General features: G+C 71.0%; 27 protein-coding genes. 14 read left to right on the forward strand and 13 right to left on the reverse strand.

What is annotated here, in order from left to right; all coding sequences use genetic code 11:
* The first annotated feature begins 52 nt into the window (after positions 1–52).
* A complete protein-coding gene (locus ACFY3D_RS28170; RefSeq protein ID WP_389984626.1) occupies positions 53–268 on the forward strand; it encodes an SHOCT domain-containing protein in 216 nt (71 codons plus the stop codon).
* 194 nt (positions 269–462) lie between these two features.
* Here ACFY3D_RS28170 and ACFY3D_RS28175 read toward each other — a convergent pair whose 3' ends face one another.
* A complete protein-coding gene (locus ACFY3D_RS28175) occupies positions 463–1,497 on the reverse strand; it encodes a 1-acyl-sn-glycerol-3-phosphate acyltransferase (protein WP_350945338.1) in 1,035 nt (344 codons plus the stop codon).
* A 174-nt stretch (positions 1,498–1,671) separates the two neighbouring features.
* On the reverse strand, positions 1,672–2,505 hold the full coding sequence (locus ACFY3D_RS28180; RefSeq protein ID WP_389984629.1) for a patatin-like phospholipase family protein: 834 nt from the start codon (positions 2,503–2,505) through the stop codon (positions 1,672–1,674).
* Between the two features lie 176 nt (positions 2,506–2,681).
* On the opposite strand from ACFY3D_RS28180, the gene ACFY3D_RS28185 reads away from it, so the two are divergent.
* The 3 genes from ACFY3D_RS28185 to ACFY3D_RS28195 are packed head-to-tail and all read left to right on the forward strand — an operon-like array spanning position 2,682 to position 5,495.
* Positions 2,682–3,614, forward strand: coding sequence for an ABC transporter ATP-binding protein (locus ACFY3D_RS28185; protein ID WP_389984632.1), 933 nt, complete (start codon positions 2,682–2,684; stop codon positions 3,612–3,614).
* Positions 3,583–4,386, forward strand: a complete 804-nt coding sequence (locus tag ACFY3D_RS28190; RefSeq protein ID WP_389984635.1) for an ABC transporter permease — start codon at positions 3,583–3,585, stop codon at positions 4,384–4,386. Before ACFY3D_RS28185 ends, ACFY3D_RS28190 begins: the two co-directional genes overlap by 32 nt.
* Complete coding sequence (locus ACFY3D_RS28195; protein ID WP_389984638.1) at positions 4,386–5,495, forward strand: PucR family transcriptional regulator; 1,110 nt, start codon at positions 4,386–4,388, stop codon at positions 5,493–5,495. Before ACFY3D_RS28190 ends, ACFY3D_RS28195 begins: the two co-directional genes overlap by 1 nt.
* A 16-nt stretch (positions 5,496–5,511) precedes the next feature.
* Here the strand turns inward: ACFY3D_RS28195 and ACFY3D_RS28200 are convergent, their stop codons facing one another.
* The 7 genes from ACFY3D_RS28200 to ACFY3D_RS28230 form a co-directional block, all read right to left on the reverse strand.
* Entirely contained in the window at positions 5,512–6,474 is a 963-nt protein-coding gene (locus ACFY3D_RS28200) for a quinone oxidoreductase family protein (protein WP_389984641.1), read from the reverse strand.
* A gap of 62 nt (positions 6,475–6,536) precedes the next feature.
* Positions 6,537–8,285 carry a serine/threonine-protein kinase gene (locus ACFY3D_RS28205; protein WP_389984644.1) on the reverse strand — a complete coding sequence of 583 codons (1,749 nt, stop codon included), beginning with the start codon at positions 8,283–8,285 and terminating at the stop codon, positions 6,537–6,539.
* A gap of 37 nt (positions 8,286–8,322) precedes the next feature.
* The gene (locus tag ACFY3D_RS28210) at positions 8,323–8,985 is read right to left on the reverse strand and encodes an HAD family hydrolase (protein WP_389984647.1); all 663 of its coding nucleotides are present in this window, start codon (positions 8,983–8,985) and stop codon (positions 8,323–8,325) included.
* Positions 8,975–10,120 (reverse strand): ABC transporter ATP-binding protein, encoded by a 1,146-nt coding sequence (locus tag ACFY3D_RS28215; protein ID WP_389984650.1) that lies wholly within the window; start codon positions 10,118–10,120, stop codon positions 8,975–8,977. The genes ACFY3D_RS28210 and ACFY3D_RS28215 overlap by 11 nt, the downstream gene beginning before the upstream one ends.
* On the reverse strand, positions 10,117–10,971 hold the full coding sequence (locus ACFY3D_RS28220) for an ABC transporter permease subunit (protein WP_350945357.1): 855 nt from the start codon (positions 10,969–10,971) through the stop codon (positions 10,117–10,119). Before ACFY3D_RS28220 ends, ACFY3D_RS28215 begins: the two co-directional genes overlap by 4 nt.
* The gene (locus ACFY3D_RS28225) at positions 10,959–11,837 is read right to left on the reverse strand and encodes an ABC transporter permease (protein WP_350945358.1); all 879 of its coding nucleotides are present in this window, start codon (positions 11,835–11,837) and stop codon (positions 10,959–10,961) included. Before ACFY3D_RS28225 ends, ACFY3D_RS28220 begins: the two co-directional genes overlap by 13 nt.
* Entirely contained in the window at positions 11,834–12,949 is a 1,116-nt protein-coding gene (locus ACFY3D_RS28230; protein WP_350945359.1) for an extracellular solute-binding protein, read from the reverse strand. Before ACFY3D_RS28230 ends, ACFY3D_RS28225 begins: the two co-directional genes overlap by 4 nt.
* A 387-nt stretch (positions 12,950–13,336) precedes the next feature.
* Between ACFY3D_RS28230 and ACFY3D_RS28235 the strand changes: the two genes are divergently transcribed.
* Positions 13,337–14,092, forward strand: a complete 756-nt coding sequence (locus tag ACFY3D_RS28235) for a GntR family transcriptional regulator (protein ID WP_350945360.1) — start codon at positions 13,337–13,339, stop codon at positions 14,090–14,092.
* A gap of 71 nt (positions 14,093–14,163) precedes the next feature.
* Positions 14,164–14,430 (forward strand): DUF6504 family protein, encoded by a 267-nt coding sequence (locus ACFY3D_RS28240; protein ID WP_350945361.1) that lies wholly within the window; start codon positions 14,164–14,166, stop codon positions 14,428–14,430.
* Between the two features lie 51 nt (positions 14,431–14,481).
* Here ACFY3D_RS28240 and ACFY3D_RS28245 read toward each other — a convergent pair whose 3' ends face one another.
* Both ACFY3D_RS28245 and ACFY3D_RS28250 read right to left on the reverse strand, forming a co-directional pair.
* Positions 14,482–15,309 carry a DUF4328 domain-containing protein gene (locus tag ACFY3D_RS28245; protein WP_389984654.1) on the reverse strand — a complete coding sequence of 276 codons (828 nt, stop codon included), beginning with the start codon at positions 15,307–15,309 and terminating at the stop codon, positions 14,482–14,484.
* Between the two features lie 85 nt (positions 15,310–15,394).
* Positions 15,395–16,045: a response regulator transcription factor gene (locus ACFY3D_RS28250; RefSeq protein WP_350945363.1), complete on the reverse strand. Its 651-nt coding sequence runs from the start codon at positions 16,043–16,045 to the stop codon at positions 15,395–15,397.
* Between the two features lie 359 nt (positions 16,046–16,404).
* On the opposite strand from ACFY3D_RS28250, the gene ACFY3D_RS28255 reads away from it, so the two are divergent.
* Positions 16,405–16,923, forward strand: a complete 519-nt coding sequence (locus ACFY3D_RS28255; RefSeq protein WP_362899934.1) for a sigma-70 family RNA polymerase sigma factor — start codon at positions 16,405–16,407, stop codon at positions 16,921–16,923.
* Positions 16,920–18,116 carry a hypothetical protein gene (locus ACFY3D_RS28260; RefSeq protein ID WP_389984657.1) on the forward strand — a complete coding sequence of 399 codons (1,197 nt, stop codon included), beginning with the start codon at positions 16,920–16,922 and terminating at the stop codon, positions 18,114–18,116. The genes ACFY3D_RS28255 and ACFY3D_RS28260 overlap by 4 nt, the downstream gene beginning before the upstream one ends.
* 78 nt (positions 18,117–18,194) lie before the next feature.
* Here the strand turns inward: ACFY3D_RS28260 and ACFY3D_RS28265 are convergent, their stop codons facing one another.
* Positions 18,195–19,214, reverse strand: coding sequence for an LLM class F420-dependent oxidoreductase (locus ACFY3D_RS28265; protein WP_389772033.1), 1,020 nt, complete (start codon positions 19,212–19,214; stop codon positions 18,195–18,197).
* A gap of 111 nt (positions 19,215–19,325) precedes the next feature.
* Here ACFY3D_RS28265 and ACFY3D_RS28270 point away from each other — a divergent pair, with 111 nt between their 5' ends.
* Positions 19,326–20,819, forward strand: coding sequence for a sulfatase (locus ACFY3D_RS28270; protein WP_389984660.1), 1,494 nt, complete (start codon positions 19,326–19,328; stop codon positions 20,817–20,819).
* Here ACFY3D_RS28270 and ACFY3D_RS28275 read toward each other — a convergent pair.
* A complete protein-coding gene (locus ACFY3D_RS28275; protein WP_350945368.1) occupies positions 20,748–21,503 on the reverse strand; it encodes an FCD domain-containing protein in 756 nt (251 codons plus the stop codon). The two genes, ACFY3D_RS28270 and ACFY3D_RS28275, sit on opposite strands and share 72 nt — an antisense overlap.
* Positions 21,504–21,573: 70 nt before the next feature.
* On the opposite strand from ACFY3D_RS28275, the gene ACFY3D_RS28280 reads away from it, so the two are divergent.
* The 5 genes from ACFY3D_RS28280 to ACFY3D_RS28300 all read left to right on the forward strand — a co-directional run bounded on the left by ACFY3D_RS28280 (position 21,574) and on the right by ACFY3D_RS28300 (position 26,728).
* The gene (locus tag ACFY3D_RS28280; RefSeq protein WP_389984663.1) at positions 21,574–22,494 is read left to right on the forward strand and encodes a heterodisulfide reductase-related iron-sulfur binding cluster; all 921 of its coding nucleotides are present in this window, start codon (positions 21,574–21,576) and stop codon (positions 22,492–22,494) included.
* A 136-nt stretch (positions 22,495–22,630) separates the two neighbouring features.
* Positions 22,631–24,037: a lactate utilization protein B gene (locus tag ACFY3D_RS28285; RefSeq protein ID WP_389984666.1), complete on the forward strand. Its 1,407-nt coding sequence runs from the start codon at positions 22,631–22,633 to the stop codon at positions 24,035–24,037.
* On the forward strand, positions 24,034–24,798 hold the full coding sequence (locus ACFY3D_RS28290; RefSeq protein WP_389984670.1) for a lactate utilization protein C: 765 nt from the start codon (positions 24,034–24,036) through the stop codon (positions 24,796–24,798). Before ACFY3D_RS28285 ends, ACFY3D_RS28290 begins: the two co-directional genes overlap by 4 nt.
* A 232-nt stretch (positions 24,799–25,030) precedes the next feature.
* Positions 25,031–25,573, forward strand: a complete 543-nt coding sequence (locus tag ACFY3D_RS28295) for a GNAT family N-acetyltransferase (protein WP_389984673.1) — start codon at positions 25,031–25,033, stop codon at positions 25,571–25,573.
* Between the two features lie 327 nt (positions 25,574–25,900).
* The gene (locus ACFY3D_RS28300) at positions 25,901–26,728 is read left to right on the forward strand and encodes a sirohydrochlorin chelatase (protein ID WP_389984676.1); all 828 of its coding nucleotides are present in this window, start codon (positions 25,901–25,903) and stop codon (positions 26,726–26,728) included.
* The last annotated feature ends 51 nt before the right edge of the window (positions 26,729–26,779 follow it).

The following is a 26,779-nucleotide window of genomic DNA, read 5'->3' on the forward strand; positions in this document are numbered from 1 at the left end:
TAAACTCGATAGATCCCCGGCGAATCCGATGGGGAGGTAGGGGAGGCCGACGATGTTCCGCATCCTGGTGTTGCTCGTCGTCATCGCGGTGATCGTGGTGGTGATCCTCGGCGTGACCAGGAGGGTACGTGCCGCCGTGGCAGGCGGGGTGAAACACGAGCCCGTCGCCGACAGTCCCCGCGAGATCCTCAAGCGCCGCTACGCGGCCGGTGAGATCGACGAGGACGAATACCTCCGCCGGATGTCGGGCCTCTCCCAGGACTGGTAGTCCAGCCGACGTCGCGTATCGATCCGCGGTCACGTCGGCGTCGCGACGCCGACGCGGTCAGGCGGGCGTGGCGAACCGGCGGCCTCGGCCCCGGGCCGTGAACCGAGGTGGCCGGACCGGCGTCGCAAGCCGACGCGGTCGGACCGGTGTCACGAGCCGACGTGGTCGGACCCACATCGTGACGCCGGCGCGTGTCAGGTCGCGGGGGCGGGGGCCGGCTGGTTCTCGGTGATCCAGGCGTCGATCTCCTCCCAGTGCTCGAAGAGCCAGCGGATCTGCTCCTCGCGCTCGCGGGGCACGTCGGCCGCCTGGACCCGCCACCACTTGGCCTTGATCTGGGCGCTGAGCGGCAGACGGGTCCAGATGTCCCCGAAGGTGATCAGGTCGTCGAGGCCGGTGTGCGCGACGAAGATCACGTCCGCCTCGGGGCAGGCGTCGATGGCGGCGATCGCCCCGTTGGGGCGGGGGGCCATCAGGTGCTCCAGCCTGCGGGCCCGTGCGGCCTCCTCGGCCAGGCCCTTCTGCTCCAGCCTCAGGATGGCCCGCCAGCGGCGCTTCGGGGTGAAGTTGCCGCCCTCGGGGAAGATCACCAGGGCGTCGTCGGCGTCCATACCGGCCGACAGGCGGCGGATCTCGGCGAGGATGCCGCTCTCCGCGGTCTTGCGGTGGACGAAGGCGTTGGGGAGACGGTTGATCACCACGTCCAGCGAGGGGACGAACTGCAGGGCCGCCTTCATCACGATCCTTGGGCGCCTGTGGTATCGGGCGAGAAGGTGGTGCACGAGCAGGAAGGAGTCGCCGGGGCCCGCGTGGCGGGACAGGACGATGACGGGGCGGGTGAGGCGCCGGGAGGTCTCCTCGGAGGTCGGCGGAGGCTCGTCGACCTCGACGCTCAGGCGGAAGATCCGCACCGCGGCCTCGTAGATCTTGGACAGGAACCACTGGATCAGCTCGTAGTGCTGCTCCTGGTACTCGTCACGGCTGAGCCGGCCGCCCAGGCCGTTCGTCACCCACAGCCACAGGCAGGCGCACAGTGCCATCGACTCCAGCGTCAGCCACGCCATCGCGAACCAGACCAGCCGGGTGCCGCGCCGCTGCGGGGGTGGCAGGCGCAGCGAGGCCGCGGTCACCACCAGCAGCCAGATCGGGAGCGTGAGCACCGCGAGGACGGTGAGCACGATGACGAGAGGTGCGAGGACCAGGCGGCGGATGATGCGAGGAGGCAGCACGAGCGGCTCCTGCCTGTGTGGATGTGCGGTGTGTAGACGTGTGGGTGCCGGTGTGACTCAGGCCGGTGCGACTCAGTTGGGCGCTGATACGGACATGTCCCTGTGAAGTACCCAGATGTATAGGTACAACGCGATGTGGTTCATATCCATGCCAGGGCGGACGGGTGACGTGGCTCAGGAGGGCGCGTGTCGGGCCAGGTAGTCGGCCGAGGCCTGGTACGCGCGATCGATGTATTTAGATATATGCGAAATATCCCGGTATCGCAGCTGGGAGAAGTCCATTCCCGGCCGGGACTCACCCCCCGAAGGCATCACGTGGACCTCGATGTCGTCCGGCAGGGTGGCCATCTCCTCGGTGAAGCGGTGCCGCCGGGCGATCTCGAAGGCGGTCATGCCGACCTCCCACGGGCGCCGGGGCACCGTCAGGGGACGCTCGATCCTGCCCACGTGCAGCACGTAGACCCGCCGGGCGCCGAGCGCGACGGCCCGGCCGACCGGGATGCTGTGCACCAGCCCGCCGTCGAGATAGTGACCCTCGCCGACGCGGACCGGCGGCAGCAGCCCCGGAACGGCGCAGGAGGCGAGGACCGCGTCGACGAGCGGCCCCTCGGTGAACCAGTGCGCGGCGGCGCGCTCGACGGAGGCGGCCACGCACTGGAACGACACGGGAAGATCCTCGATGCGGGAGACCGGGAGCGTCCTGGCCAGCAGGTCGCGCAGTGGCTCGGAGGAGTGCAGGTGGGTGCCGCTTTTGGCGAGGGTGGACAGCCGGGTCACCCAGGACCCGGCGAACGCCGTACGGACGATGTCGGAACTCCACAGCGTGTTCAGACGCTCGACCGCGTCACCGGGGGAGGCGGCGAACACGACGCCGTTCAGCGCGCCCACGGACGTGCCGACGATCAGGTCGGGCTTGATGCCCGCCTCGTCGAGCGCGCGCAGCATGCCCACCTCGTGAGCGCCGAGAACGCCCCCGCCACCCAGTACGAAGGCAGTGTCCAGGCTCATGGGCTCACCATATCCTCGCCCCGGAGCGCCGGATTCCCGCCGAGGCCGCGCCGGTTCCGGATCCACGGGAAGAAGCCGAGGAACCGGGCGGTTCCGGATCCCCGCAAAGAAAAGGCGGCCAGTTGTCCGGGTCCTGACATGACCTCAGGCGCCGGCGAGAGGGCACGATCTGACGCATGACAAGTGTGGTGGAGACCGAAGGGCTCACCAAGTTCTACGGCGGACGCCGAGGACTTGAGGATCTCGACCTGGAGATCCGACCGGGGGAGGTGTTCGGGTATCTCGGCCCGAACGGAGCGGGAAAGACGACGACCATCAGGCTGCTCCTGGACGTCATCCGTCCCACCAGGGGCCGGATGACGGTCCTGGGCAGGGATCCCCGCGAGGCGGGTGTGCGGAGCCGGATCGGTTACCTGCCCGGCGAGCTGGCTCTGGAGGGCAGGGAGAAGGCGGGGGAGTTCCTCGCCTTCCTCGGCATGATGCGCGACGGCGTGCCCAAGGGGCGGATCGAGGAGCTGGCCGAGAGGCTGGAGGCCGACCTGTCGGTGCCGATGGGCAGACTCTCCAAGGGCAACAGGCAGAAGGTCGGGCTCATCCAGGCATTCATGCACGAGCCGGAGTTCCTGATCCTCGACGAGCCGACCAGTGGCCTGGATCCGCTGATGCAGCAGGAGTTCCTCGCGATGGTCCGCGAGGTCCGCGCCTCGGGCCGCACCGTGCTGATGTCCTCCCACGTGCTGGCCGAGGTCGAGGACGTCTCCGACCGGGTCGGCATCGTGCGCGGCGGCAGGCTGGTCGCGGTGGAGGACGTCTCCGCGCTCAGGGAGAAGGCGGTGCGCCGGGTGGAGTTCCACTTCGACGCCCCGGTGCCCCGGGAGGCGTTCGAGAACCTGCCCGGCGTACGGGACCTGCGGGTGGAGGGGGCCGGGGTGCGCTGCACCATCGACGGCCGCCCGGACGCGCTGATCAAGGCGGCGGCGAGGTTCACGGTGGTGCACATGGTCAGCGCCCGGCCCGACCTGGAGGAGATCTTCCTCACCTACTACAGCCGGCACGAAGAGGAAGAGGAGGCGCGCGATGCCCGCACTGGTGTCGAAAAGCCTGCGTGACTACCGCAGGCCGCTGCTCGGCTGGACCATCGGGATCAGCGCCTTCTTCGCGCTGTACCTGGCCTTCTACCCGAACATCCAGAGCAACCCCGACCTTTACGGGGAAGTGGCGCTGACCAAGTTCCCCGGGGCGATGCGCGACCTCATGGGCGGCCTGGAGGAGGGATTCACCAGCGGCTCCGGCTACCTGCAGACCCTGGTCTACCAGCTGTTCGGGCCGCTGCTCTTCATCATGTGCGCCGCCGTGATCGGCAACCGGGCGATCGCCCAGCCCGAGGAGTCGGGCACGCTGGAGCTCGTCCTCACCCTCCCGGTCGACCGCAGGCGACTGGTCCTGGAGCGCTTCGCCGCCCTCGCCCTCGCACTGCTCGGCGTGGCGGCGGCCACCTTCCTCGCCGTGCTCGGCCTGGCGGTCGCCGTCGACATGGGCGTACCCGCCGGCAGGATCCTCGCCGGTCACGTCGGCGTCTTTCTGCTCGCACTCTTCTTCGGGACGCTCTGCCTGACGGTCGGCGCCGCGACGGGTCGCAGGGGGGTCGCCCTCGCGGTGGTCGGGGCGGTCGCCGTGGCCGGATACGTGGTCGAGACCATGGGCAAGGACGTGGCCGGTGTGTCCTGGCTGCGCTGGATCTCGCCGTTCCACTACTACCTCGACGGTCGGCCGATCCAGCTGGGATTCCCGGTAGGGGACTATCTCGTGCTGGCCGGAGCGACCGTCGTGCTGCTCCTGATCGCGATGCCGGCCTTCGACAGGCGTGACGTGGGAGTCTGATGGACGAGCTGCTCGGCGGCCATCTCCGGATGTTACGGGAGGCGGCCGCCACCGGCAGGCTGCCGGGGCGGGCCGAGCTCGACGACTGCCGCGCCGTCGGCGCGCTGGCCGCCGAGCGGGGCGTGTCCGTGCGGGCACTGGTCGAGGCCGCGCTGGCGACGGCCGAGTCGGTGACCCCCACCCCGCTCCCGGCCCTGCGGCGTACGGTCTCCGCCCTGATGGAGGGGTACGAGAACGCCCAGCGGGCGGCGTTGCGCCGGGAGGAGACGGCGCGCAGGAAGTTCGTCGACGACCTGCTCCAGGGCCGTGCCGACAGGCTCGCCGAACGGGCCGAGCACTTCGGGCTCCGCATGGCCGAGACGTACGTGGTCGCCGTCGCCCGCCCTGTCACCGGAGCCGCCGCGGCCGTCGCTTCGGAGGACGGCGGGTTCGAGGGGCACGGTGGGTTCGAGGGGCACGGAGGGGAAGAGGAGGTCCGCGGGCTCGCGGGCGAGGCCGAGGGGACGGCCAGGAGGATCGAGGAGGCGCTGGTCGCCCGGTTCGGCTCGCACAACGTGCTGGTCACGGTGCGCGACGGGATGCTCGTGTGCGTGGCGCCGGGCAGCCTCGACGTCGTGACCGGAGAGTTCACCCATCACGTGCGTCAGTTGTTGGCACCCGGCTGGCGGGTCGGGCTCGGCAGGGCGCACCGGGGCCCAGGCGGGGTGGTCACCTCCTACCGGGAGGGTGTCAACGCCATCGGGTTCGGCGACAGGCTGGGATTGCGCGCCCCGGTGCTCAAGGCCGCCGACCTGCTGGTCTTCCCGGTGCTGCTGCGGGACCGTGCGGCGATCGAGGACCTGGTGACGAGCGTCCTCAGCCCGCTGCTCGAGGCGCGGGGCGGCCCCGAGCCGCTGCTCGCCACGCTGGAGGCCGTCTTCGCCTCCCAGGGCAACCAGACCGCCGCCGCGCGCAGGCTCGACATCAGCACCCGGGCGGTGACCTACCGGCTGGAGCGGATCCGCCGCCTCACCGGGTTCTCGCCGGACGATCCCACCCAGCGTTTCACCCTGGAGACGGCGGTCCTGGGCGCCCGGCTCCTGGACTGGCCCGCCCAGCCGACGCACTGACCGGACCTCCGCGCCGTTACGGGATCAGGAGCACCTTGCCGGTCGTCCGGCGGGCTTCGAGGTCCTCGTGGGCACGGGCGGCCTCGGCGAGCGGGTAGCGCTCGGAGACGTGCACCCGCAGCTGCCCGGAGGCGACCCAGCCGTAGAGGTCGGAGGCGCGCCAGGCGAGCTCGTCGCGGGTGGCGATGTATGAGCCCAGTGTCGGACGGGCGAGGAAGAGGGAGCCGTTCTTGGCGAGGATCTGCGGGTCGAACGGCGGGACCGGGCCGCTGGCCTGGCCGTACAGCGCCATCATGCCGCGTGGTCGCAGCGAGGCGATGCTCTCGTCGAAGGTGGCCGCGCCCACGCCGTCGTAGACGACGTGCACGCCGGAGCCGGTCAGCTCGCGGACCGCGTCGGCGAAGCCCTTGTAGCGGAACACCTCGTCGGCGCCCGCCTGGCGGGCCAGGGTCTCCTTCTCGTCGGTGGAGACCGTGCCGATGACCCGGGCGCCGCGCAGCTTGGCGATCTGGGTGAGCAGCAGGCCCATCCCCCCGGCGGCGGCGTGCACCAGGACGTCGTCGCCCGCCTTCACCTCGTACGTGGAGTGCGTCAGGTAGTGGGCGGTCAGTCCCTGGAGGGTGACGGCCGCCGCGGCCTCGGCCGTCACCCCCTCGGGTACGGCGAGCACCTTGGAGGCGGGCACCACGATCCTGGAGGCGTAGCTGCCCGGCACGTTCGCCCATGCCACGGTGTCGCCGACGGCGACGTCGCGCACGTCCTCGCCGACCGCGACGACGGTGCCCCCGCCCTCCTCGCCGGGAACGAAGGGCAGGGAGAGCGGGTAGCGGCCCATCCGGTGGTAGACGTCGATGAAGTTCACCCCGGAGGCGGCGACGTCAATCAGGACGTCACCGGGGTTCATCTCGGGGTCCGGGTGATCGTCGGTGTAGGTGAGAACTTCGGGTCCACCGGTGGCGGAGACGACTATGGCGCGCATCGTGCTGAACTCCTTCGGTCGGTCGGATGCCCCGTTCCCCGCAGGGTGCGGATCACTCGCCGTCAGGGCTGTGTGGTGGGGGCGGGGCCGTGCAGGGTGAAGTTGTCGAACGCGGTCCGCAGGACGGCGTCGCTGTTCTCGCCCACCCGGGCGATCACGCCGACGAGCCCGTTGGGCAGCGGGTTGGTGTCGAGGAACGACTGGGTCTGCTCGTCGTTGACCCACATGGTGAGCCGAACGCCCTCCTTCACGCCGGCGCACTCCGCCGTGAGCCGGACGGCCTCGCCCTTGGGCAGGTCGATCTTGACGGGCTTGGTGAGCTCGCCCCCGGCGCTCTTGACGGTCTTGCGGATGCGGGCGTTGCCCGAGGTGTCGAGCAGAAACTCGTACCGCGTCGCCTTGTTGTCGTCCTCGCCCCGGCAGAACAGCCCGTACTCGCCCATACCGACGGTGCCGGAGCGGATCGTGATGTCGGAGCCGAGCAGGATACGGCTCGGGGTGATCGGCATGGGACTGGCCGTGGGGTCGGGGGTGGCCGGGGGAGCGGAGACGAAGGGGATCGGGGCCTGCTCCCGCCTGATGGGGGAGTAACCGCTGACGTCGACGGCGTAGTAGCCGTTGGGGGAGTAGCCGTACGTGCCGGTCAACGGGCTGTAGGTGCCGCCGCTCCAGCCGGTGCCGCTCTGGGTGAAGTCGTCCTGGTAGAGCAGGGGGAGGTCCTCCGGAGGGCCGCCGGGAGCGAGGGCGAGGCGCAGCCCGATCCCCGCTGCCGCCACCAGCAGGGCCGCCACCGCCGCCCCGACGACGAGGTTTCGCCGCCCGGCAGCGAGGCCGCGCGGGAAAGGCTCGGTGCCGCCCTCCGGTGGCCCGGAGAGGGTGTGGCCGGGGCTGGAAGGCGTACCCGAGGGTCCACCGGGACCGGTTCCGCTCCAGGCGACGTCGTCAGGCGTCTCCCCGAGTTCCTGCCAGGAGGCCTGGACCGAGTGGGCGGCCTGTTCCGGCGCGGCGGAGCGGCCCACCAGGTGGTCGAGGAGCTGCTGCGAGGTGGGCCGGTTGTGCGGGTCCTTGGTCAGGGCGTAGGTGACGAGCTCGCGCAGCGCGGGCTCCATGCCCTCCAGGGAGGGTTCGGTGTTGAGCACCTGGTACAGCACGGCGGGCAGCGCCTCGCCGCCGAACGGCGCCCGCCCGCTCGCGGCGAAGGCCATCAGGCAGCCCCACGAGAACACGTCGCAGGCGGCGGAGACCGGCTCACCGCGCAGCACCTCGGGCGCCATGTATCGCGGGGTGCCGAGGATCTCGCCGGTCCCGGTCATCCCGCCGAGGGTGTCCAGCGCGCGGGCGATACCGAAGTCGATCACGCGGGGGCCGACGGGGGAGAGCAGCACGTTGGAAGGCTTGAGGTCGCGGTGCACGACTCCGGCGCCGTGGATGGCGGTCAGCGCGGTCGCCACCCCGACGGCGAGCGCGTCGAGGCTGGAGCCGCGGAGCGGCCCGTCCGTGTCGACGGCCTCCTCAAGGCTGGGGCCGGCGACGTACTCGGTGACGACGTAGAGCTGGTCGCCGTCGAGCGCGGCCTCGACGACCGCGGCCGTGCAGAACCTGCGGACCCGCTGCGCCGCGTCGGCCTCCCTGCGGAAGCGCATCCGGAACCGTTCGTGCCGGCTGTACTCCGGATTGATGACCTTGATGGCGACCTGCTGCCCCTCAGGGGACTCGCCGAGATAGACCGTGCCCATCCCGCCCCTGCCCAGCCGACTGAGCACGCGGTATCGGCCTATCTGCAGGGGTTCGTCGGGACTGAGGTCGCTCACCTTTGTGCCTAACCGCCTACGCCGTCACATGAGTGTTTCAGCCTATCGATCTCCTGCCGCTCACCAGCAGACGCAACAGCGGCACGCCGACTTTTTCCAGGCCGTCCACGGTCAGCACGTCCTCGGGCGCCGGACCGCCGGAGACCGACACCACCCGGCACCCCGCCGCGCGGGCCGCGGCGAGCCCGGTCGGGCTGTCCTCCACGGCCACGCAGTCGGCGGGGTCGAGGCCCAGCACGGAGGCCGCCCGCAGGTACGGGTCGGGCAGCGGCTTGCCGCGAACGGTGTCCTCGGCGGCCACGACCAGGGCGAAGCGCTCCGTCCCGACGGTGCGCAGCACCATCTCCACGATGAGTCGCGGTGAGGCGCTGACCAGTGCCGCGGGCACGCCTTCCGCCCTCAGCTCGTCCAGCAGTCGGATCGCGCCGGGCAGCGGTGTCACCCCGCCGGAGATCCGTCCGGCGAAGGCCTCGGTGAGTCGCGCCCCGATCCGTTCCACGCCGGGCGGGGACGGTGCGCGCCGTGCGAGGTAGCCGGCCACGTCCTCGACCATGCGACCCAGGACGTGGCCGGCGTCGGCCTCCGTCAGCTCCAGGTCCAGCTCGGCGGCGACCGCCAGGCACGCCTGCCACCACATCCCCTCGGTGTCGACGAGCGTGCCGTCCATGTCGAACAGAACGGCCTTGAGCTCACCCGACACCCGCGACGTCCTCGGACTCGGACGCTCCGGATGCCCCGGACGCCCTCGACGACGCGGCGGGCGTCGCGGAGTCCGGGGAGCCCTCAGGGGTGAGGGCGGGGGCGGGGGCGGTGCGCGCGGCGACGAGCACGGGCCGCTGCACGAGGGAGACGTCCACCCGCGTGCCCGGCGCCAGGCGTACCGCGTCATGTCCCGGCACGTCGCTGAGGACCTCCAGCTCGCCCACCCGCACCCGCAGCCGCGCGGTGGAGCCGCGGAAGGACGACGCCACGACCGTGGCGTTCCCTTCCGGGGAGGGCGTGACCAGCACGGCCTCCGGTCGCACCAGCACGTCGACATCGGGCGAGGACGGCACGGAGCCGTCCACCGGCATGAGTTTCCCCATCACGGTCACCTCCCGGCCGGACAGCCGGCCGGGGACGTGGTTCATCGCGCCGACGAACTCCGCCACGAAAGGGGTGGCGGGCCGGTCGTAGACCTCGGCCGGTGGGCCGCACTGCTCCAGCCGTCCGGCACGCAGCACCGCGACCTTGTCGGCGACCGAGAGGGCCTCCTCCTGGTCGTGGGTGACGAAGATGGTGGTGATGCCCAGTTCGAGCTGGAGGCGCCGGATCTCCTCGCGCAGTGAGACGCGGACCTTGGCGTCCAGCGCGGACAGCGGCTCGTCGAGCAGCAGTACGCGTGGTTCCAGCGCGAGTGCCCTGGCCAGGGCGACACGTTGCTGCTGGCCGCCCGACAGCTCGTGTGGGTAGCGCTGGGCGTGCGTCGGCAGGCCGACCAGCTCCAGCAGTTCGTCCGCCCGGGCGTGCCGTTTCGCGGTCGGCACCTTGCGCACCCGCAGCCCGAAGGCCACGTTGTCCCGCGCGTTGAGGTTGGGGAACAGGCTGTAGGACTGGAAGACCATGCCCGCGTCCCGCCGGTTGGCGGGCACCCGGGTGATGTCCTTGCCGTCCACGAGCACCGCTCCGGCGTCGGGGTGCTCGAAGCCGGCGACGCAGCGCAGCGCGGTGGTCTTCCCGCAGCCGGAAGGGCCGAGCAGGGCCATCAGCTCGCCCTGTTCGACGGTGAGGTCCAGGCCGTCCAGGGCCACCGTGCGGCCGAACGCGCGACGCAGCCCCCGGAACTCGACGGTCATCGGCGTTTCCTTCCCGCACCCGAGAGGGTGAGCAGCAGCAGCCAGATGAGGAGCAGGCTGATGATCGACAGGGCGACGGAGAGCTGTCCGTCGTTCCCGGAGATGGTGACGATCCAGACGGGGAACGTCTGGTAGCCGAGCAGGGCGGCGACGGTGTATTCGCCGAGCACCAGCGCGAGGGCGAGGAACGAGGCGCTCGCGATGGAGGAGCGGATGTTGGGGATGATCACGCGGAACAGCACGTACGGCCACGAGGCGCCCAGGTTGCGTGCCGCCTCCACCAGCGTCCGCACGTCGATCGCGCGTAGCCCGGCGTCCAGCGACCGGTAGACGAACGGCAGCGTCAGCATCACGTACGCGAGCACGAGGACGAAGGGGAACCTCTCGTTCTGGATGGCGATGAGCGTCGCCCAGAACGGTGTGGCGGCCAGCGCCTCGACGCCGTCACGCAGCGCCGTGCTGATGCCGACCACGTAGGTGATCGGCGGTACGACCAGCGGGAGCGTGGAGAGCACCTCCAGCACGGGCCGCAGCCGGGGCGCGCCGAGCCGTACGGCGAGCATGGCGGGAAGGGTGAGCAGCAGCACCGCGACGATGGTCGCCGCGGCCAGTGCCAGGGAGAGCAGCAGGCTGGGCACGAAGCCGGGCGCCGACAGGATCCGCCCGTAGGCGGCGAGCGAGAAGCCCTGGCCCTCGGAGTAGACGGTGAACCAGAAGGACACCGCCATCGGCACGACGAAGTAGACCGCCGCGACGACCAGCACGATCCCGCGCCAGGCCCGCCGCGCTCCGGGGCGGGCGGTGGCGGCGGGACCCGGGGTGACGTCGGGCAGGGTCGCTACCGCAACCATCGGGAGCTCCTCTTCTGCAGCGGCAGGTAGACCGCCATCACCAGCAGCGCGACGACGATCATGTCGAGGCTCAGGGCGAGCGCGACGTTCTCGTACCCGATGAGGACGTCCCCGGTGAGTGCCTCGGCGATCTGCAGGGTGACCAGGGGGACCGTGCTGCCGACCATGGCGTAGGCGGTGGCGTAGGCGGCGAAGGCGCCGCCGAACAGCAGGACGACGCCGCCGAGCAGGGCCGGGGTGAGCACCGGGACGCCGACGTAGCGCCAGAACTGCCAGGTGGTGGCGCCGTTGTTCTGCGCCGCCTCCCGCCACTGCGGGCGCAGGCCGTCCAGCGCCGGGGTCACGACGAGCACCATCAGCGGCACCGAGAAGTACATGTAGACCAGGGCGAGGCCCCAGAAGTTGTACAGCACCCCGGGGCCGAGGCCCAGCGCGGTGGTGATCACCCCCGAGTTGCCCAGGGTGGCGATCCAGATGAAGGCGAGTGGCACGCCGCCGAAGTTGGCCAGCACCCCGGAGAAGGTGAGCACGGCCTCGCGCAGGGCGGTGAACCGGGAGGTGACGACGGCCTGGGCGAGGAACGTCCCGGCGACCGCGGCGGCGACCGCCACCACGGCCGACAGCTGAACGCTGCTGATCAGGGCGTTCAGGTAGGCGCCCTGCAGGCTTCTGGACAGGTTGGCGGTGCCGAGGGAGGAGACCTTGGTCACCGGGTCCTTGACGGTGAACGCGCCGACCAGCAGCGTGAGCGCCGGGATCCCGAAGGCCACCGCCGTCACGACGAGCAGCGGCAGGGCTCCCACCCAGTTCTTGGAGCGAGGACGGCCGCCGCGCGGGGCGGCGGCCGTGACAGCCGGGACCGTCATCCCGAGACCGCGGCGCCCCAGCCGTCGGCCAGGACCTCCTTGGCCTTGTTGACCTGGGCCTCCGTCGGGAAGGTGGGGTCACCCTCGACCGGCGGGAGGTTGGCCTCGGCCGTCGCGTCGACCGTGCCGTCGGCCTTCATCGCGGGCAGCAGCACCGGGCGGGCGAAGCCGCCGAGGTAGAGGTTCTGGCCCTCGGCGCTGTAGAGGAACTCCTGCCACAGGCGCGCGGCGGCCGGGTGCGGGGCGTCCTTGTTGATGGCCTGGGCGTAGAGCTGGAAGTACTTGCCGTCGTCGGGGATGACGGTCTTCCAGTCGATGCCCTTCTCGGCCATCTTGGGGGCGTAGGCGGCGTTGTTGTAGTCCCAGTCGATGCTGATCTGGGTCTCGCCCTTCTCGATGGTGGCCGGGGTGGTCTCCACCGGGTTGAAGTTCCCGGTCTCCTTCAGCTTCTTGAAGAAGTCGAGGCCGGGCTGGATGTCGTCGAAGGAGCCGCCGTTGGCGAGGGCCGCCGCGTACACGCCCGCGAACGCCGAGCCCGACTTGGTGGGGTTGCCGTTCAGCGCGACCTTGCCCTTGTACTCGGGCTTGAGGAGGTCGGCGTAGGTCTCCGGGCACTTGTCGATCTTCTTGGCGTCGCAGCCGATGGAGATGTAGCCGCCGTAGTCGTTGAACCAGAGGCCGCTCGGCTCCTTCTGGTTGTCGGGGATCTTGTCCCAGCTCTCGACCTTGTACGGCGCGAACAGGCCCTCGGCGGCGCCGCTGATCGCGAAGGACTGGCCGATGTCGAGCACGTCGGGGGCGCGGTCCTGGCCCTTGCGGGTCTTCACCGCGTTGATCTCGTCGGCGCTGGAGGCGTCGGGGGTCTCGCTCTCGATCTCGATGCCGTACTTCGCCGTGAAGGCCTCGATGATCTTTCCGTAGTTGGCCCAGTCGGGCGGGAGGGCGATGACGTGGAGCTTGCCCTCCTTCTTGGCGGCCTCGACGAGCTTGTCCAGCCCGCCGAAGTCGGCGGCGGAGGTGGCGGTTCTGGCGTCCACTCCGGCCGCGGAGCCGTCGGCGCCCGCCGTGGGGGCCGCTGTGGTGGGGGCGGCTCCGCACGCTGTGGCGCTCATCAGGAGGAAGGCGGCCAGGCCCGCAAAGCGAACTCGGGATGCGATCACTGTGTCTCCCAAGGGGGTGTCGCGCAATATTTCACGAAAGTAGACGAACTTGTACAAACAAGCTAGACCCCCTATGTCGTGAATCAGTTGCTGTTTGGTGAACGGGCGAAGTACAAGGGTGAAATGCGGAAACTCGGGCTATGTGTGGCGATAATGCTTGTTTAGGGTGGGGTTCATCCGGACATATGGTGCGCGCAGCGAGGGATTCCGTTGACGCCTGCCGGGCCGGACGCGAGTGGGCGGTTCGAGAGGCGAGGCGAGATTGCACGGTCACCGGGTGTGCGGGAGGGCGTGGGAGAGAGCCGTGGGGTTCGCGGGTACGCCGGAAGGGGGGCGGAGGTGACGGCCCGGTACATGGGCATCGCGGAGGAGCTGCGCGACGCGATCATGCGAGGCGAGCACCCCGTGGGTGCCCAGCTCCCCTCGGAGGCCGAGCTGGCCGCCCGCTTCGCGGCCTCGCGCGGCACGATCCGCCAGGCGGTCGCCGTACTCGCCACCGAGGGCCTGGTCGGGTCTCGCCAGGGCGCCAGACGCATCGTGCTCGGCCGCGAGCGCAGCCAGAGCTTCGCCGAGCTGCACAGCTTCGCCCAGTGGGCGCGGGCGATGGGCTACCGGGTGAGCGGGCGGATGCTGGAGCAGCGCCGCAGGGGCGCCGACGTCACCGAGGCCGCCAGGCTCGCCCTCCAGCCGGGCGATCCGGTGCTTTTCGTGCTGCGGCTGCGCTCCCTGGAGGGCGAGCCGGTGATGCTGGAACGCACGGTCTACGCCGGGTGGATCGCCCCGGCCGTCGAGCGCATCGAACCCGGCTGCGAGTCGGTCACCCAGGCCCTCTACGAGAGCGTCGGCCTCGTCTTCGCCTACGGCGAGCACCTCATCGACGCGGTGGCCGCGGGCGTCGAGGACTCCAGGCTGCTCGCCGTGCGCAGGGGCAGCCCGCTGCTGCGCCAGCGCCGGGTCACCACCACCCACGAGGGGCGGCCCGTCGAGTGGTCCGACGACCGCTACCGCGCGGGCAGCGTCACCTTCAGCATCCGCAACTCGGTGGACGCCAATCCGCTCGTACGGCAGATGGGGGACTTGCGCCCGGCCCCGTGAGAACGTATGTTCGATACGCCAGACCCGTCTTCCCCCGGGTGCTCATCGGAAAGCCGTGGGAGAAGAGCGTCTTGAGCAGACTTTACGGCGACCCCGTCGAAGTGTGGATCCGCGACGGGCAGCCCGTCCAGTTCGTCTGGGGCGATCGCCTCCACGCCGTCGGCAGGGTTCTCGACCACTGGGTCGTCGCACGCGAGTGGTGGAAGACCTCCGCCGGTGATCCCGGCGAGCGCCGGTTCTGGCGGGTCGAGGCCGCCTCGGGAGGCCGAGCCGGCACCTACGAGCTCAGGTTCGACACCGCGGGCGAGGGCTGGCTGCTGATCAGGGCCTGGGAGTGACGCCCCGCCCCGGCACGCCTCCCGCGTGCCTTCCATCGGGCGGGGCGGTGCTCACTGCCCGGCGGGATGGACCTCCTGGGGCTGCTCCTGCCCGGAGACCTCCGGTGAGAGTGCCTCGGAGGGGGTGGGGTCCTCCGCGGGCGGGGTCGGGACCGATCTCACCGGGTTTCGCTTCACCCGGTCCTGCTGCACCGAGGTCGGTTTCACCGGGGCCGTCTCCGTCGCCTGCGTCGGGAGGCGGCGCTCCGGCCTGCTCCGCCGCCGGTGCCCGGCGCCCGCGGCCTGGATCCCGGTGATCTGCCGCACGGTCGTCGCGCACAGCAGGGAGGCGGTCGCGACGGCGATCAGCTCGGTCAGGCCGAACCCGGTCAGGCTCGTGCCTCCCTGGGGCGCCCCCGGCCACAACCGTGCAAACACCAGCGCGGAGGCGACGAGCCAGCTCAGCCACCAGGCGGTGAGCAGCGCCTTCCAGCGCAGGCGGCGATCCAGCGGGGGACGGGAGGCTCGCCACAGCCGGTCGACCAGCACGGGGGGTGCGGCCAGGTTGACCACCGGCACGAACCAGCTCACCAGCACCGGTGCCACCGCGGGCCGGTCGGCGCCCTGCCGGGCGCGGAGCAGCCAGTTCAGGTACGCGGCGACGGCGGCGATCGCGGATGCGGCGAAGAACATGATCAGAATGGCGAAGACGGTGACCGCGCCGAAGACCGCGTCGGCTCCGGGGGCGTGGGGGTCGCCGTTGAGCTCGGATATCTCCAGGACGAGGCGCCGGCCGCGGACCTGTTCGAACACCGCCAGGGCGGCGACCGCGACCACCAGTGCGGTGAGCGTGACATAGACGGCCGAGGCCGATTTTTGTAGAGATGGGATAGAGCGCATGTATATCTCCCCCCCGCCATGCGCTGAGGACCTGCCCCTTTTCCTATCCCGTCAGCGCTCCCGCTAATCAGCGCGGATGCCCTGCTCAGCCGACGATGCCGGACTCCCACGCCCAGGCGGCGATCTCCACCCGATTCCTCGCGCCCAGCTTCGCCTGGATGCTCCCCAGGTGGGTCTTCACGGTCGACAGCGAGACGAACAACTCGGCGGCGACCTCCTGGTTGGTCCGCCCCCTCGCGACCAGCCGCACGACGTCCAGTTCGCGCTCGGTGAGGGGCTCGCTGGGCGGGCGTACGCCACCGGCCCGAGGGTGGGAGAGGTGTTCGAGCAGGCGCACGGTCACCGAGGGCGACACCAGCGCGTCCCCGGCCGCCGCGGCCCGGATCGCCTCGATGAGCAGCGTCGGCCCGCTGTCCTTGAGCAGGAAACCGGTCGCCCCCGCGCGCAGCGCGCCGTAGACGTACTCGTCGAGGTCGAAGGTGGTGACGATCACCACCCTCATCGGGTCCGCCACCCCCGGCCCCGCGAGGATGCGGGTGGCCTCCAGACCGTCCAGCTTGGGCATGCGGATGTCGAGCAGGCACACGTCCGGTCGTAACCGTCGTGCCAGCTCGACGGCCTCGGCCCCGTTGGCGGCCGTCGCCACGACCTCCATGTCCTGCTGGGCGTCCAGAATCATCTGGAACCCGGTCCGTACCAGTTCCTGGTCATCGGCGATGAGCACCCGAATCGTCACCTGTTGGATTGTGCCAGCCCACGGGCGGTTCCGGATCGGGCATCCGGCCGATGTGCCGGTAAGCGACGGCGAATCGCCCTTTCGGCCGATCCCGTCCGGGGGCGTGGAGACGATCGGTCGATCTGCCGCCGTCCTCCGCGCGGGAAAGTGCTCGCGTGAACGTTGTCCTTGAGGGATCCGGGCTGGTCAAGCGCTTAGGAACGACCGTGGCGCCGGGCGGCGTCAGACCGGCGATCCACGCGGGCGAGGGCGCGGAGAAGGCAGGGGCAGGCCGAGGCGGGTGGGTGCGGAAACAGGGTGCCGGATAACTTTTCTCTTCCCGGCCGGTGATCGGGGGGCCGGGAAAGGCACTCCTTGGTGTGGATGATCCAGAAGCGCGATTCACCGCGCTGTACGACCAGCACTATCGCAGCGTGCTCGGCTACACGCTGCTGCGCGCGGAGCGGCAGGCGGCCGAGGACATCGCGAGCGAGACGTTCCTGATCGCCTGGCGGCAGCTGGAGGAGCTGCCGGAGCCGCCGCTGCCCTGGTTGCTCGGCGTCGCCCGGAACCTGCTGCGCGGGCAGCGGCGTTCCGGCCTGCGACGGCGGGCACTGGTGGAACGGCTGGCGGAGCTGTCCTCGGAGGGCGACGTGACCGAGCGGGTGGCCGAGCAGGTCGCCGAGCGCGAGGCGGCCCTCGCGGCGCTCGCCGGGCTGTCCGAGCTGGACGCCGAGGCGGTGATCCTGGCCAGCTGGTACGGGCTGGCTCCGGCCGACGCCGCCAAGCTCGCCGGCTGTTCCGCCCGGGCCTTCACCGTCCGCCTGTATCGCGCCCGCCGCCGCCTGTCCCAGGCACTCGACCTCACCCCGGCCACTACCCTGCAGGAGCAGCCTTGAACGACGTCGACGAACGTGTCCGCGCGCTACGCCCGGACGCACTCACCGAGGACGCCCACCGGCGGCGCCGCGAGGCCGACCTCGCCCGCGCCTTCGCGACGGCCGTGTCCGAGCCCGGTCGCGCGTCCGATCATGCGTCCGGTCGCGCTTCCGATTCCGTGTCCTCCCGCGTGCCACTCGACGCCTCCCGTCCCCTGTCCCGTCTCCGCCTCACCCCCGGAATCGTGCTGACCGGCGCCCTCGTCGGGCTGGCCGCCGCCGTGACGGTGCCCGCCGTCATGACGGGGACGGTCGGGCTGCGGGGGCCGGGCGGGGGCCGGACCGCGGCGATCGCCTCCCCGGACCCGGCCTCGGGCACCTCCCCGGTACGGCACCCCGAGACCCAGGTGCCGCCCTCCGAGACCTCCGGCTCGCTCCCGGCCGCGACCCCCGGCACGCCGGTGGTCACGCTCGACGCCCGGTCGTTCCTGCTGACGGGTGCGGAGACGGCGGCGCGCACGACCTCCCCGGAAGGCCGGTACTGGTTCGAGCGCACCAGGACCTTCGAACCCGCCGGGTCCGGCGCGACCGTCGCCCACACCGACGAGTCCTGGTACGACGGCCGGGCCGGGCGGGTCGTGTCCAACCAGGATGTGGACATCACTTTCGCCACCGAGGCCGCGGAGGCGGCATGGAGGGCGAAGGGAGCCCCGGCACTGTGGCCCGGGCCGCGTACCGAGGACTTCTCCCGGCTCTCGCTGCGGTGGCGGGTCGGGAGCGAGACGCTGACCATGGACGAGGTGCGGGACCTGCCCGGTGACGCCGGAGAGCTGGAGCGGTGGCTCCGCTCGGTCCACCGGGACGGGCCGTTCCCGGCCTTCGTCTTCGACGCCGCGCGGTACCTGCTCGCCTCACCCGCGAGCCCGGCCACGCGTGCCGCGACGTTGCGCGTCCTCGCGGCCCAGCCCGGAATCGTCCTGGAGAAGGACGTCCTCGACCCGCTCGGGCGCACCGGCTTCGCCGTCACCACGGCCGAAGGCCACCACACCCTGGTCGTCGACGAGTCGGGGTCGCGCCTGCTGGCCTTCGTCTACACGGGCCCGGACGAGAGCCCCCGTACCGGTGACCGTTCCGCGCACCTCCCCTTCCGCAAGGGCCTCAGGATCGCCTACGAGGAGTCCGGCTGGGTGGGGAAGGTCGGCGTTCGGAGGTGACGTCCGCCCCGCCGCGCGGCGAGACCGGCGGGCGGCGGGGCGGTCCTCGCGAGGAGGAGCGACGCCGCCCGGGACGGTTCAGCCCAGGACGAGGTCCCTGACGGTCTTCAGGGAGGCCTCGTCGCGAGGGCCCATCACCAGGAGGTTGCTCACCGGGCTGTCGCGCCACAGCTCAAGGCGCTCGCGGATGCGACCCGCGGGGCCGACCAGGGAGATGCCGTCGGCCAGCTCGTCGGGGATCGCGTTGAACGCCTCGTCCCTGCGTCCGGCCAGGTAGAGGGCCTGGATCTCCTCGGCGGCCTCGGCGTAGCCCATCCTGCCGATGATGTCGGCGTGGAAGTTGCGGCTCTTGGCCCCCATGCCGCCGATGTAGAGGGTGAGCATCATCTTCACCCCGTCCAGCGCCGCTCGGACGTCGTCGGTGATGAGGGTCATGACCATGGCGGCGATGTCGAAGCCGGGGTCGGCGCCGGCGAGCGAGGGGCCGTACATCCGCTCGATCTTCTCGGGGAACACGAACAGCGGCAGCCAGCCGTCGGCGATCTCGGCGGCGAGCGCGACGTTCTTCGGCCCCTCCGCGCCCAGGTAGAGGGGGATCTCGGCGCGCAGCGGGTGCGTGATCAGCTTCAGCGGCTTGCCGAGGTTCGCGCCTCCCGGGTAGGGGAGGGGGTAGTGCTCGCCGTCGCTGGTCACCGGCTCCTCGCGGCGCCACACCTTGCGCATGATCTCGACGTACTCGCGGGTGCGGGCGAGCGGCCTGGGGAACGGGTTCCCGTACCAGCCCTCGACGACCTGGGGCCCCGACGCGCCGATACCGAGCAGCAACCGCCCGCCGGTGAGATGATCCAGGGTCATCGCGGTCATCGCGGTCGCCGCCGGGGTTCTGGCGGAGATCTGCACCACGGATGTGCCGAGTTTGATGCGGGATGTCCGCGCGCCGTACCAGGCCAGGGGAGTGAAGGCGTCGCTACCGTAGGCTTCCGCGGTCCAGACGGACTCATAGCCCAATCGCTCCGCGGTCTGGACGAGTTCGGTGGCGTCGTCGGCGTTCCGTTGCCAGTAGCCGAGGTTCAGGCCGAGCTTCAGGTCGGTGCTCACGGGGTTCTCCTCGCGACGCGGCGCCGGACGGATCCCGCAATTAGAACACGTTCTATATTGGTCGGTCGAGTGTGAGGTGTCGAGATTCTGTCTTCCGGGAAGCGTGCTTCTGTGCTCAACGCCGCTCGCAAACTCCTCTCCCTGGTGTCGCTCCTCGCCCTCGCCGCCATGGGAACGATCCCGGCCGTGGCGCACGCGCAGGGACGGCCCAACATCCTGTTCGTCCTCGTCGACGACCTGGAGGCGGGTGATCTACGGAGATTTCCCAACATCTGGAACCTCCTCGCGCAGGGCGGCACCGGCTTCGACAGGTTCTTCGTGCCGAACTCCTGGTGCTGCCCCTCCCGCGCGTCGATCATGCGCTGCCAGTACGTGCACAGCCACGGCGTGCTGACCAACACCGCCCCCGAAGGGGGGTTCACCAAGTACTACACGTCCGGTCTGGAACGCTCCAACATCGCGACCTGGATGAAGTCGGCCGGATACCGCACCGGGCTGATGGGCAAATACCTCAACCACTATCCCGGCGGCGCCACCTCCGCCACCCACGTGCCTCCCGGCTGGGACGAGTGGGACGTGCCGGTGCGCAGGCTGTACGAGGAGTACGGCTACACGCTCAACGAGAACGGCATGCTGCGGAAATACGGCTTCGCGCCGCAGGACTACCTGACCGACGTGCTCAGCGCGAAGGCGAGGGCGTTCGTCTCCCAGCCGAGCCGGGATCCGTTCTTCCTGTATCTCGCCCCGGTCGCCCCGCACAACCCGGCCAACTACGCCCCCCGGCACGAGGCCGCCTTCGCCGGGGTGGTGGCTCCGCGCACCCCGTCCTTCGACCAGGCGGATGTCAGCGCCGAGCCACTCTGGCTCAGGTCGCTCCCGCCGTTCGACGCCGCGAGGATCCGCAAGATCGACCGGCACTACCGGGACCGGCTCCGGGCGATGCTCGGCGTGGACGACATGGTGGGCGCCCTCGTCGAATCGCTCAGGGCCTCCGGCAAGCTCGACGAAACGTATATCTTTTTCTCCTCCGATAACGGGTTCCACCTGGGCCAGCACCGGCTCGGCCAGGGCAAGACCACGCCCTTCGACGAGTCGATCAAGGTGCCGCTGCTGGTGAGGGGACCCGGCGTGCAGGCGGGTCGCGTCGTCGGCGACATGGCCGCGAGCGTGGACCTCGCCCCGACGTTCGCGCAGCTCGCCGGGGTCACGCTCCCCGACTTCGCCGAGGGACGCTCCCTGCTGCCACTTTTGCGGGGTGAGACGCCGCCCTCGTGGCGCCAGAACGTGCTGCTGGAGTTCTACCGCCCGACCAGTCCGGATTCGGCCCGCCAGACCCCCGTCCCCGCCTACCAGGGGATGCGGACCGCCCAGAGCACCTTCGTCCGCTACTCCACCGGCGAGTACCAGATCTACGACGTCGTCAGGGATCCCTACCAGCTCCACAACCTCGCCGCGGAGATCCCACTCCCGGTGATCGCCGAGTTCAACCGGCAACTCGACGCCCTGGTCTCCTGCTCGGGCGCCTCCTGCCGCTCAGCCGACTCGGTCAGACCGCCCCTGTTGCCCTTCAAGCCCCTCGTCATTCTCAGCCCGTGGGGGACGTGAGATGCCGGGGTAGGCCCGTCGCAGGTGGTCCTCGACGGCGGAGGCGGCCTCCGCCGCGTCCCCGGCGGCGATGGCCCGGTGGATCCGGCGGTGGTCGGCCATGAGCCCCGCGGTGTCGCCCAGGCGCTCGACCGCCTCGACCGCGTAGCGGCGGAGCGAGTCGCGCAGGGAGAGCATCATCGCGGTGGTCAGCCTGTTGCCCGAGGCCTCGGCGATGGCGACGTGGAAGGCCGTGTCGTGCTCGACGAACTCCTCGGCCGTCGTCGTGGCGTCCATGCGCTCCAGCGCGGCGGTCAGGGCGGACAGATCGGCCCCGTGGACGGCGGCGTGCGAGACCGACCACTTCTCGATCATCAACCGGGCGTCGACGACCTCCTCCAGCGACAGGTTCGCCAGCCCGAGGTGCAGCCTGAGCAGGTCGCTCAGGGCCTCGGCGGGCCTGGAGATGAGGAGGGCCCCCGCGTCGGGACCCCGTCCGACCTGCGAGGAGACCACCCCCAGCGTCTCCAGCACCCGCATCGCCTCGCGTACCGACGACCGGCTCACCCGTAGCTGCTCGGCGAGTTGCCGCTCGCCGGGCAGGCGATCCCCGACCCTGAGGCCGTCGTCCGCGATACGGCGCTCGATCTGGGCGATCACCTCCTCGAACGTCCGGGTGCGCCGGACCGGCTGCCAACCGCTCAAGAGGACCTCCTCTTGTGGAGAAATATGGTCAGACCATACTGTGGTCAGGCCATTGAAAGGAAGGAGCGCCGTGCGCGTCGCCCTCTTCGTCACCTGTGTGAACGACACGCTGTTCCCCGGCACCGGGCGGGCGGTCGTCACACTGCTGCGCCGCCTCGGATGCGACGTCGACTTCCCCAGCGCCCAGACCTGCTGCGGCCAGATGCACGTCAACACGGGATATCCCGAGGAGGGCCGGCGGCTCGCGCGGCACTTCGTGGACGTCTTCGCCCCCTACGACGCGGTCGTCGCGCCGTCGGGATCGTGTGCCGCGATGGTCCGCGAGCAGTATCCCCGGCTCGCCCGCACCGCCGCCGCCCCCGCCCAGGTCAGGGCCGGGTCCCCCGGAGGGCTGATCACCGGGACCGTCGGGACCTCGGCGCCCCGGGCGGTTCCGCCGAGAGGCTCGGGTCCCGCTCCGGCGCCTCTCGCGGGTGGGTCGGAGTCGCCTGCTCCGCCGAAGGACCCGCGCCCCGGCCCGGCGCCCCGCGAGGGCGGGTCAGGGTCCTTCGCCGCCGAGGTGGCCGAGCTGGTGCCCAGGGTCTACGACCTCTCCGAGTTCCTCGTCGACGTCCTCGGCGTCACCGACGTGGGCGCCTACTTCCCGCACCGGGTGACCTACCACCCGACCTGCCACTCGATGCGGATCCTGCGTGTGGGAGACCGGCCCACCCGGCTGCTGGAGCAGGTCAGGGGGCTGGAACTGGTTCCGCTCCCCGGTGCCGACGAGTGCTGCGGCTTCGGCGGCACCTTCGCGGTGAAGAACCCGGCGATCTCCGCGGCGATGTGCGCCGACAAGGTGCACAACGTCGCGACCACCGGCGCCGAGGTGCTGTGCGCCGCCGACAACTCCTGCCTGATGCACATCGGCGGCACCCTCAAACGCCAGCGCACCGGCGTGCGGATCATGCATCTCGCCGAGATCCTCGCCGCCACGGAGACCACCCGATGAGCGGCCCGGCCACCGGTGAAAGAGCCGTCGGTGGGAGAGGCGCCGGTGAGGGAGCCGTCGGCGAGAGGAGCGTCGGTGAGCGGGGCGTTGACGAGGAGAGCGTCGACGAGAGGACTCACGTGAGGGAGGTCCACCGGTGAGCGGCACGTTCCTGGGCATGCCCGCCTTCCCGGCGAACGCCGCGGTCGCGGTGCGGGACTCGCAGCTCAGATACAACCTCCGCAGGGCCACCCGCACGATCCGCGGCAAGCGGGCCTTCATGGTCGACGAGCTGCCCGACTGGGCCGAGCTCCGCCGGGCGGGCAAGGAGATCAAGGACCACACCCTGCGCAACCTGGAGCACTACCTGCTCCGCATGGAGGAGGCCGTCACCGCCGCGGGCGGTCACGTCCACTGGGCGGCCGACGCCGAGGAGGCGAACAGGATCGTCGCCGACCTGGTCAAGGCCACCGGCGAGACCACCGTGGTCAAGGTCAAGTCGATGGCCACCCAGGAGATCGGCCTCAACGAGGCACTCCTGGCGGAGGGCATCACCGCCTACGAGACCGACCTGGCCGAGCTGATCGTCCAGCTCGGTGACGACTGGCCCTCACACATCCTGGTCCCGGCGATCCACCGCAACCGTTCGGAGATCCGCGAGATCTTCCAGGAGAAGATGGCCGACTGGGGCCGCGCGGCGCCCGAGGACCTGACCGACGAGCCCCGCGCCCTCGCCGAGGCCGCCAGGCTCCACCTGCGCGAACGTTTCCTGTCGACCAAGGTCGCCGTCTCCGGCGCCAACTTCATGATCGCCGAGACCGGCACGCTGGTGGTGCTGGAGTCCGAGGGCAACGGGCGGATGTGTCTCACCCTGCCCGAGACGCTGATCAGTGTGGTCGGCATCGAGAAACTGCTGCCGAGCTGGCGGGACCTGGAGGTCTTCCTCCAGCTGCTGCCCAGGAGCTCCACCGGCGAGCGGATGAACCCCTACACCTCCACCTGGACGGGCGCGACCGAGGGCCAGGAGTTCCACCTGGTGCTGCTCGACAACGGCCGCACGAACGTGCTCGCCGACGAGGTGGGCCGCCAGGCGTTGCGTTGCATCCGCTGCTCCGCCTGCCTCAACGTCTGCCCGGTCTACGAGCGCGCCGGAGGCCACGCGTACGGGTCGGTCTATCCGGGACCGATCGGCGCGATCCTCACCCCGCAGCTGCGCGGGACCGCCTCGGAGCTGGACGCGTCGCTGCCGTACGCCTCGACCCTCTGCGGCGCCTGCTTCGACGCCTGCCCGGTCGCGATCGACATCCCCGAGGTCCTGGTCCACCTGCGCGGCAAGGTCCGCCACGCGCGCGCCGAGCGCCTGGGCATGCGCGTCGCCGGGTGGGTGTTCGACCGCCCGACGCGGCTGGCACGCGCCCAGCGGTTCGGCGGGCGCCTGCGCAGGTTCGTCCCCGGCCGTCTGCCGGGGCCGCTCTCCGGCTGGACCGACACCCGCGACATTCCCGACATCCCCGCCGAGTCCTTCCGCGACTGGTGGAACCGTACCGACGGAGGTGCCCGATGACCGCCGGAGCAGCGTCCCCCGCGCCTGGTCCCGGGCGGCCGTCCGGTGCCTCCTCGGGAGCGGGTGACCTCTCCGGCAAGAGCGGTTCCTCGGCCGCGGGCGGTCTTTCCGGTACGGGTGGCTCCTCGGCTACGGGTGGTTTCTCCGGTACGGGGGCCAAGGAGCGGATTCTGGCGAGGATCCGCTCCGCCGTGGCCGGAGCGCCCGACGTCGAGATCACCCGCGCCTACCGCACGTCACCGGAGTCGGTGGCCCCGGAGGGCGTGGTGGAGTTGTTCGCCGAGCGTGTGGCCGACTACCGGGCCGTCGTGCACGTGGTGGACGAGGCGGAGGTCGCCGCGACGGTCGCGGCGGCGCTGGCCCGGCGGGGCGCCGGCCGACTGGTCGTCCCCGAAGGGCTGCCGCCGGAGTGGGCTCCGGACGACCCGGTCACCGACGACCCTCCGCTGAGCGCGGTGGAACTGGACGGGGTGGACGGGGTCGTCACCGGATGCGCGGTCGCGATCGCGGTGACCGGCACCATCGTGCTGGACGCCGGACCCGGCCAGGGGCGGCGGGCACTCACCCTGGTCCCCGATTACCACCTGTGCGTGGTGCGGGCCGGGCAGATCGTGGCGGGGGTCCCCGAGGCCGTCGGCAGGCTCGACCCCACCAGGCCGCTGACCTGGATCAGCGGCCCCTCCGCGACCAGCGACATCGAGCTGAACCGGGTGGAGGGCGTGCACGGCCCACGCACGCTGGAGGTCGTCATCGTCCGCTGAGCCGTCGTACCCCCAGCCGGTTCGGCGGGGACGATCCTCGCCGGCGAGAGGTCGTCGTCCGCTGAGCCGTACCCCGAGCCGGCTCGGTCCGGATGATCGCCACCGGCTCGTCGTCCGTTGAGGCGTTCTCCTCGGATCCCGATCCGGCCCGTCCGGGCCGGATCGGGATCTTGCGCGGGCGGGGTTCGCCGGGGTGAGGTTGGGACCACACATCTTCCGGCAAGGAGGGCGCGTGACCGCCTTCGTCCCCGATCCGCCGATCCTGACCGGCCGGCTCGTGATCCGGTCTTTTCGCCCGGGTGACGCCCCCCGCGTCCGCTCGGTGATCAGGGCGCGTGACAGGTTCCTGCCGCCAGGCGCCCCAGGGCACCCGTCGGGCATCTCCCAGTGGCTCTCCCACGGCGTGCACGAACTGCGTCGCTCCGGCCAGGGCGTGCACCTGGCGGCGGAGGCCGACGGTCTGATCGTGGGTGCGATCAGCCTCTTCAGGACCCTCTGGGGTGCGGGGACCACCGAGGTCGGGTACGGGGTGCATCCGCTGCACCGGGACCGGGGCTACGCCACCGAAGCCCTGCTCGGTGTGGCGCGCTGGGTGTTCGAGACCACGGAGATACGCAGGATCGAGCTTCGCGCCGGCCTGGACAACACGGCCTCCCTCCGGGTCGCGGAGAAGGCCGGTTTCGTCAGGGAGGGCGTACTTCGCGCCGCCGAGCTGGGGGAGGACGGTCCGCGCGACATCGTGGTGTTCGGAATGCTCAGAAGTGATCTGTCCTGATCCACGCGGGATTTTCGTGTCGCGGGTGGCGCGATGGACGTCATGCCTGGCCGGGAAGGGGGGAGGGGTGCGCGGGGTGTGGAACGACGGCGTGGCCCTGCTGGACGTCTCCCGCGAGCCGGGCTAGCGTGCCAGGGCGTGTGATCCAGATGGCCCGGCAGGTGAGGGAGTGTCGCCACCACCGGTCCAATCCGCACCACCCGTCACACCCGTGTGAAAAAAGACGTATTTACCGATCCGTTACCTGTCCATGGAGTGGCTTTATCGGATATTGTCGCGAGTCGCCACTGCGTAACCCCAGGTCAAGGTCATTGGAGTCCCCGTTCCATGAAACCGCCGCTGCTGCTCATCGGGCAGGGCTCGCACGACGACAATGGATCTGCTGAATTCGGTAGGTTCGTCCATCGGCTGCGCTGCCGCCTGGATCAGAAGGCCGTGGACGTCTCCGGTGGCTACATCGCCAGGGCCAGGCCGCGCCTCAGCGACTCCGTCGCCTCGTTGGTCGCTCGCGGGCACCACCGGATGGTGGCCCAGCCGATGAGCCTGGCCGGAGACGTGTGGCTCGGCGCGGACATCCCCGCGGCGATGGCCCGCGAGCAGGAGAGGCACCCCATGCTGACCTGCGACTACGGCCGTCCCCTCGGCTCGGACCCGCGCATTCTCGCGCTGCTCGCCGAGCGTCTGGCCGACGCGGCCGCCGAGGTCGCCAGCCTCCGGCTCGTCCCGGCCGCCGCCGGGGTGTTCGACGACGAGCCCGAGCACATCGAGATCGGCGAGACCGCCGTGGTCCTGGTAGGCGACGGCTCCACCAGTCCCGAGACGAACGCCGACGTGCACCGGGTCTCCCGCCTCTTCTGGGAGACCCACGCCCACGAGTACATGACCGTGGAGACGGCCTTCGTCTCCCTCACCCCGCCCGGCGTGCCCGGCGGCATCGAGCGCTGCCGCCGCCTCGGCGCCAAGCGCGTGATCGTCGTCCCCTACCTGCTGTTCGCCGGTGGCCTGCTCGACCGCGTCTGGGCGCAGGCGATGGCCTACGCGGCCGGACACCCGAATCTGGACGTCCGCTGTGCCGACGTCATCGGCGACTGCGAGGGCCTGGCCGACGTGGTCATCGAGCGCTACGAGGAGGCGCTCAGCGGCATCGCGTGGTGATCCGTCGATCCCCGACGGGTCGGTATGACTTTTCAGTATTTTCCCGAAAGT

The organism is Streptosporangium sp. NPDC000509 (assembly GCF_042898365.1).
Classification (GTDB): Bacteria; Actinomycetota; Actinomycetes; order Streptosporangiales; family Streptosporangiaceae; genus Streptosporangium.

What these genes read in the sequence shown, in the direction of transcription:
- ACFY3D_RS28190 (WP_389984635.1), top strand. Translation starts at nt 3,583, where the DNA reads ATGCCCGCACTGGTGTCGAAAAGCCTGCGTGACTACCGCAGGCCGCTG.
- ACFY3D_RS28225 (WP_350945358.1), bottom strand. Translation starts at nt 11,837, where the DNA reads ATGACGGTCCCGGCTGTCACGGCCGCCGCCCCGCGCGGCGGCCGTCCT.
- ACFY3D_RS28290 (WP_389984670.1), top strand. Translation starts at nt 24,034, where the DNA reads ATGACCGCCGGAGCAGCGTCCCCCGCGCCTGGTCCCGGGCGGCCGTCC.
- ACFY3D_RS28200 (WP_389984641.1), bottom strand. Translation starts at nt 6,474, where the DNA reads ATGCGCGCCATAGTCGTCTCCGCCACCGGTGGACCCGAAGTTCTCACC.
- ACFY3D_RS28170 (WP_389984626.1), top strand. Translation starts at nt 53, where the DNA reads ATGTTCCGCATCCTGGTGTTGCTCGTCGTCATCGCGGTGATCGTGGTG.
- ACFY3D_RS28245 (WP_389984654.1), bottom strand. Translation starts at nt 15,309, where the DNA reads ATGCGCTCTATCCCATCTCTACAAAAATCGGCCTCGGCCGTCTATGTC.
- ACFY3D_RS28195 (WP_389984638.1), top strand. Translation starts at nt 4,386, where the DNA reads ATGGACGAGCTGCTCGGCGGCCATCTCCGGATGTTACGGGAGGCGGCC.
- ACFY3D_RS28220 (WP_350945357.1), bottom strand. Translation starts at nt 10,971, where the DNA reads ATGGTTGCGGTAGCGACCCTGCCCGACGTCACCCCGGGTCCCGCCGCC.
- ACFY3D_RS28180 (WP_389984629.1), bottom strand. Translation starts at nt 2,505, where the DNA reads ATGAGCCTGGACACTGCCTTCGTACTGGGTGGCGGGGGCGTTCTCGGC.
- ACFY3D_RS28215 (WP_389984650.1), bottom strand. Translation starts at nt 10,120, where the DNA reads ATGACCGTCGAGTTCCGGGGGCTGCGTCGCGCGTTCGGCCGCACGGTG.
- ACFY3D_RS28185 (WP_389984632.1), top strand. Translation starts at nt 2,682, where the DNA reads ATGACAAGTGTGGTGGAGACCGAAGGGCTCACCAAGTTCTACGGCGGA.
- ACFY3D_RS28300 (WP_389984676.1), top strand. Translation starts at nt 25,901, where the DNA reads ATGAAACCGCCGCTGCTGCTCATCGGGCAGGGCTCGCACGACGACAAT.
- ACFY3D_RS28230 (WP_350945359.1), bottom strand. Translation starts at nt 12,949, where the DNA reads ATGAGCGCCACAGCGTGCGGAGCCGCCCCCACCACAGCGGCCCCCACG.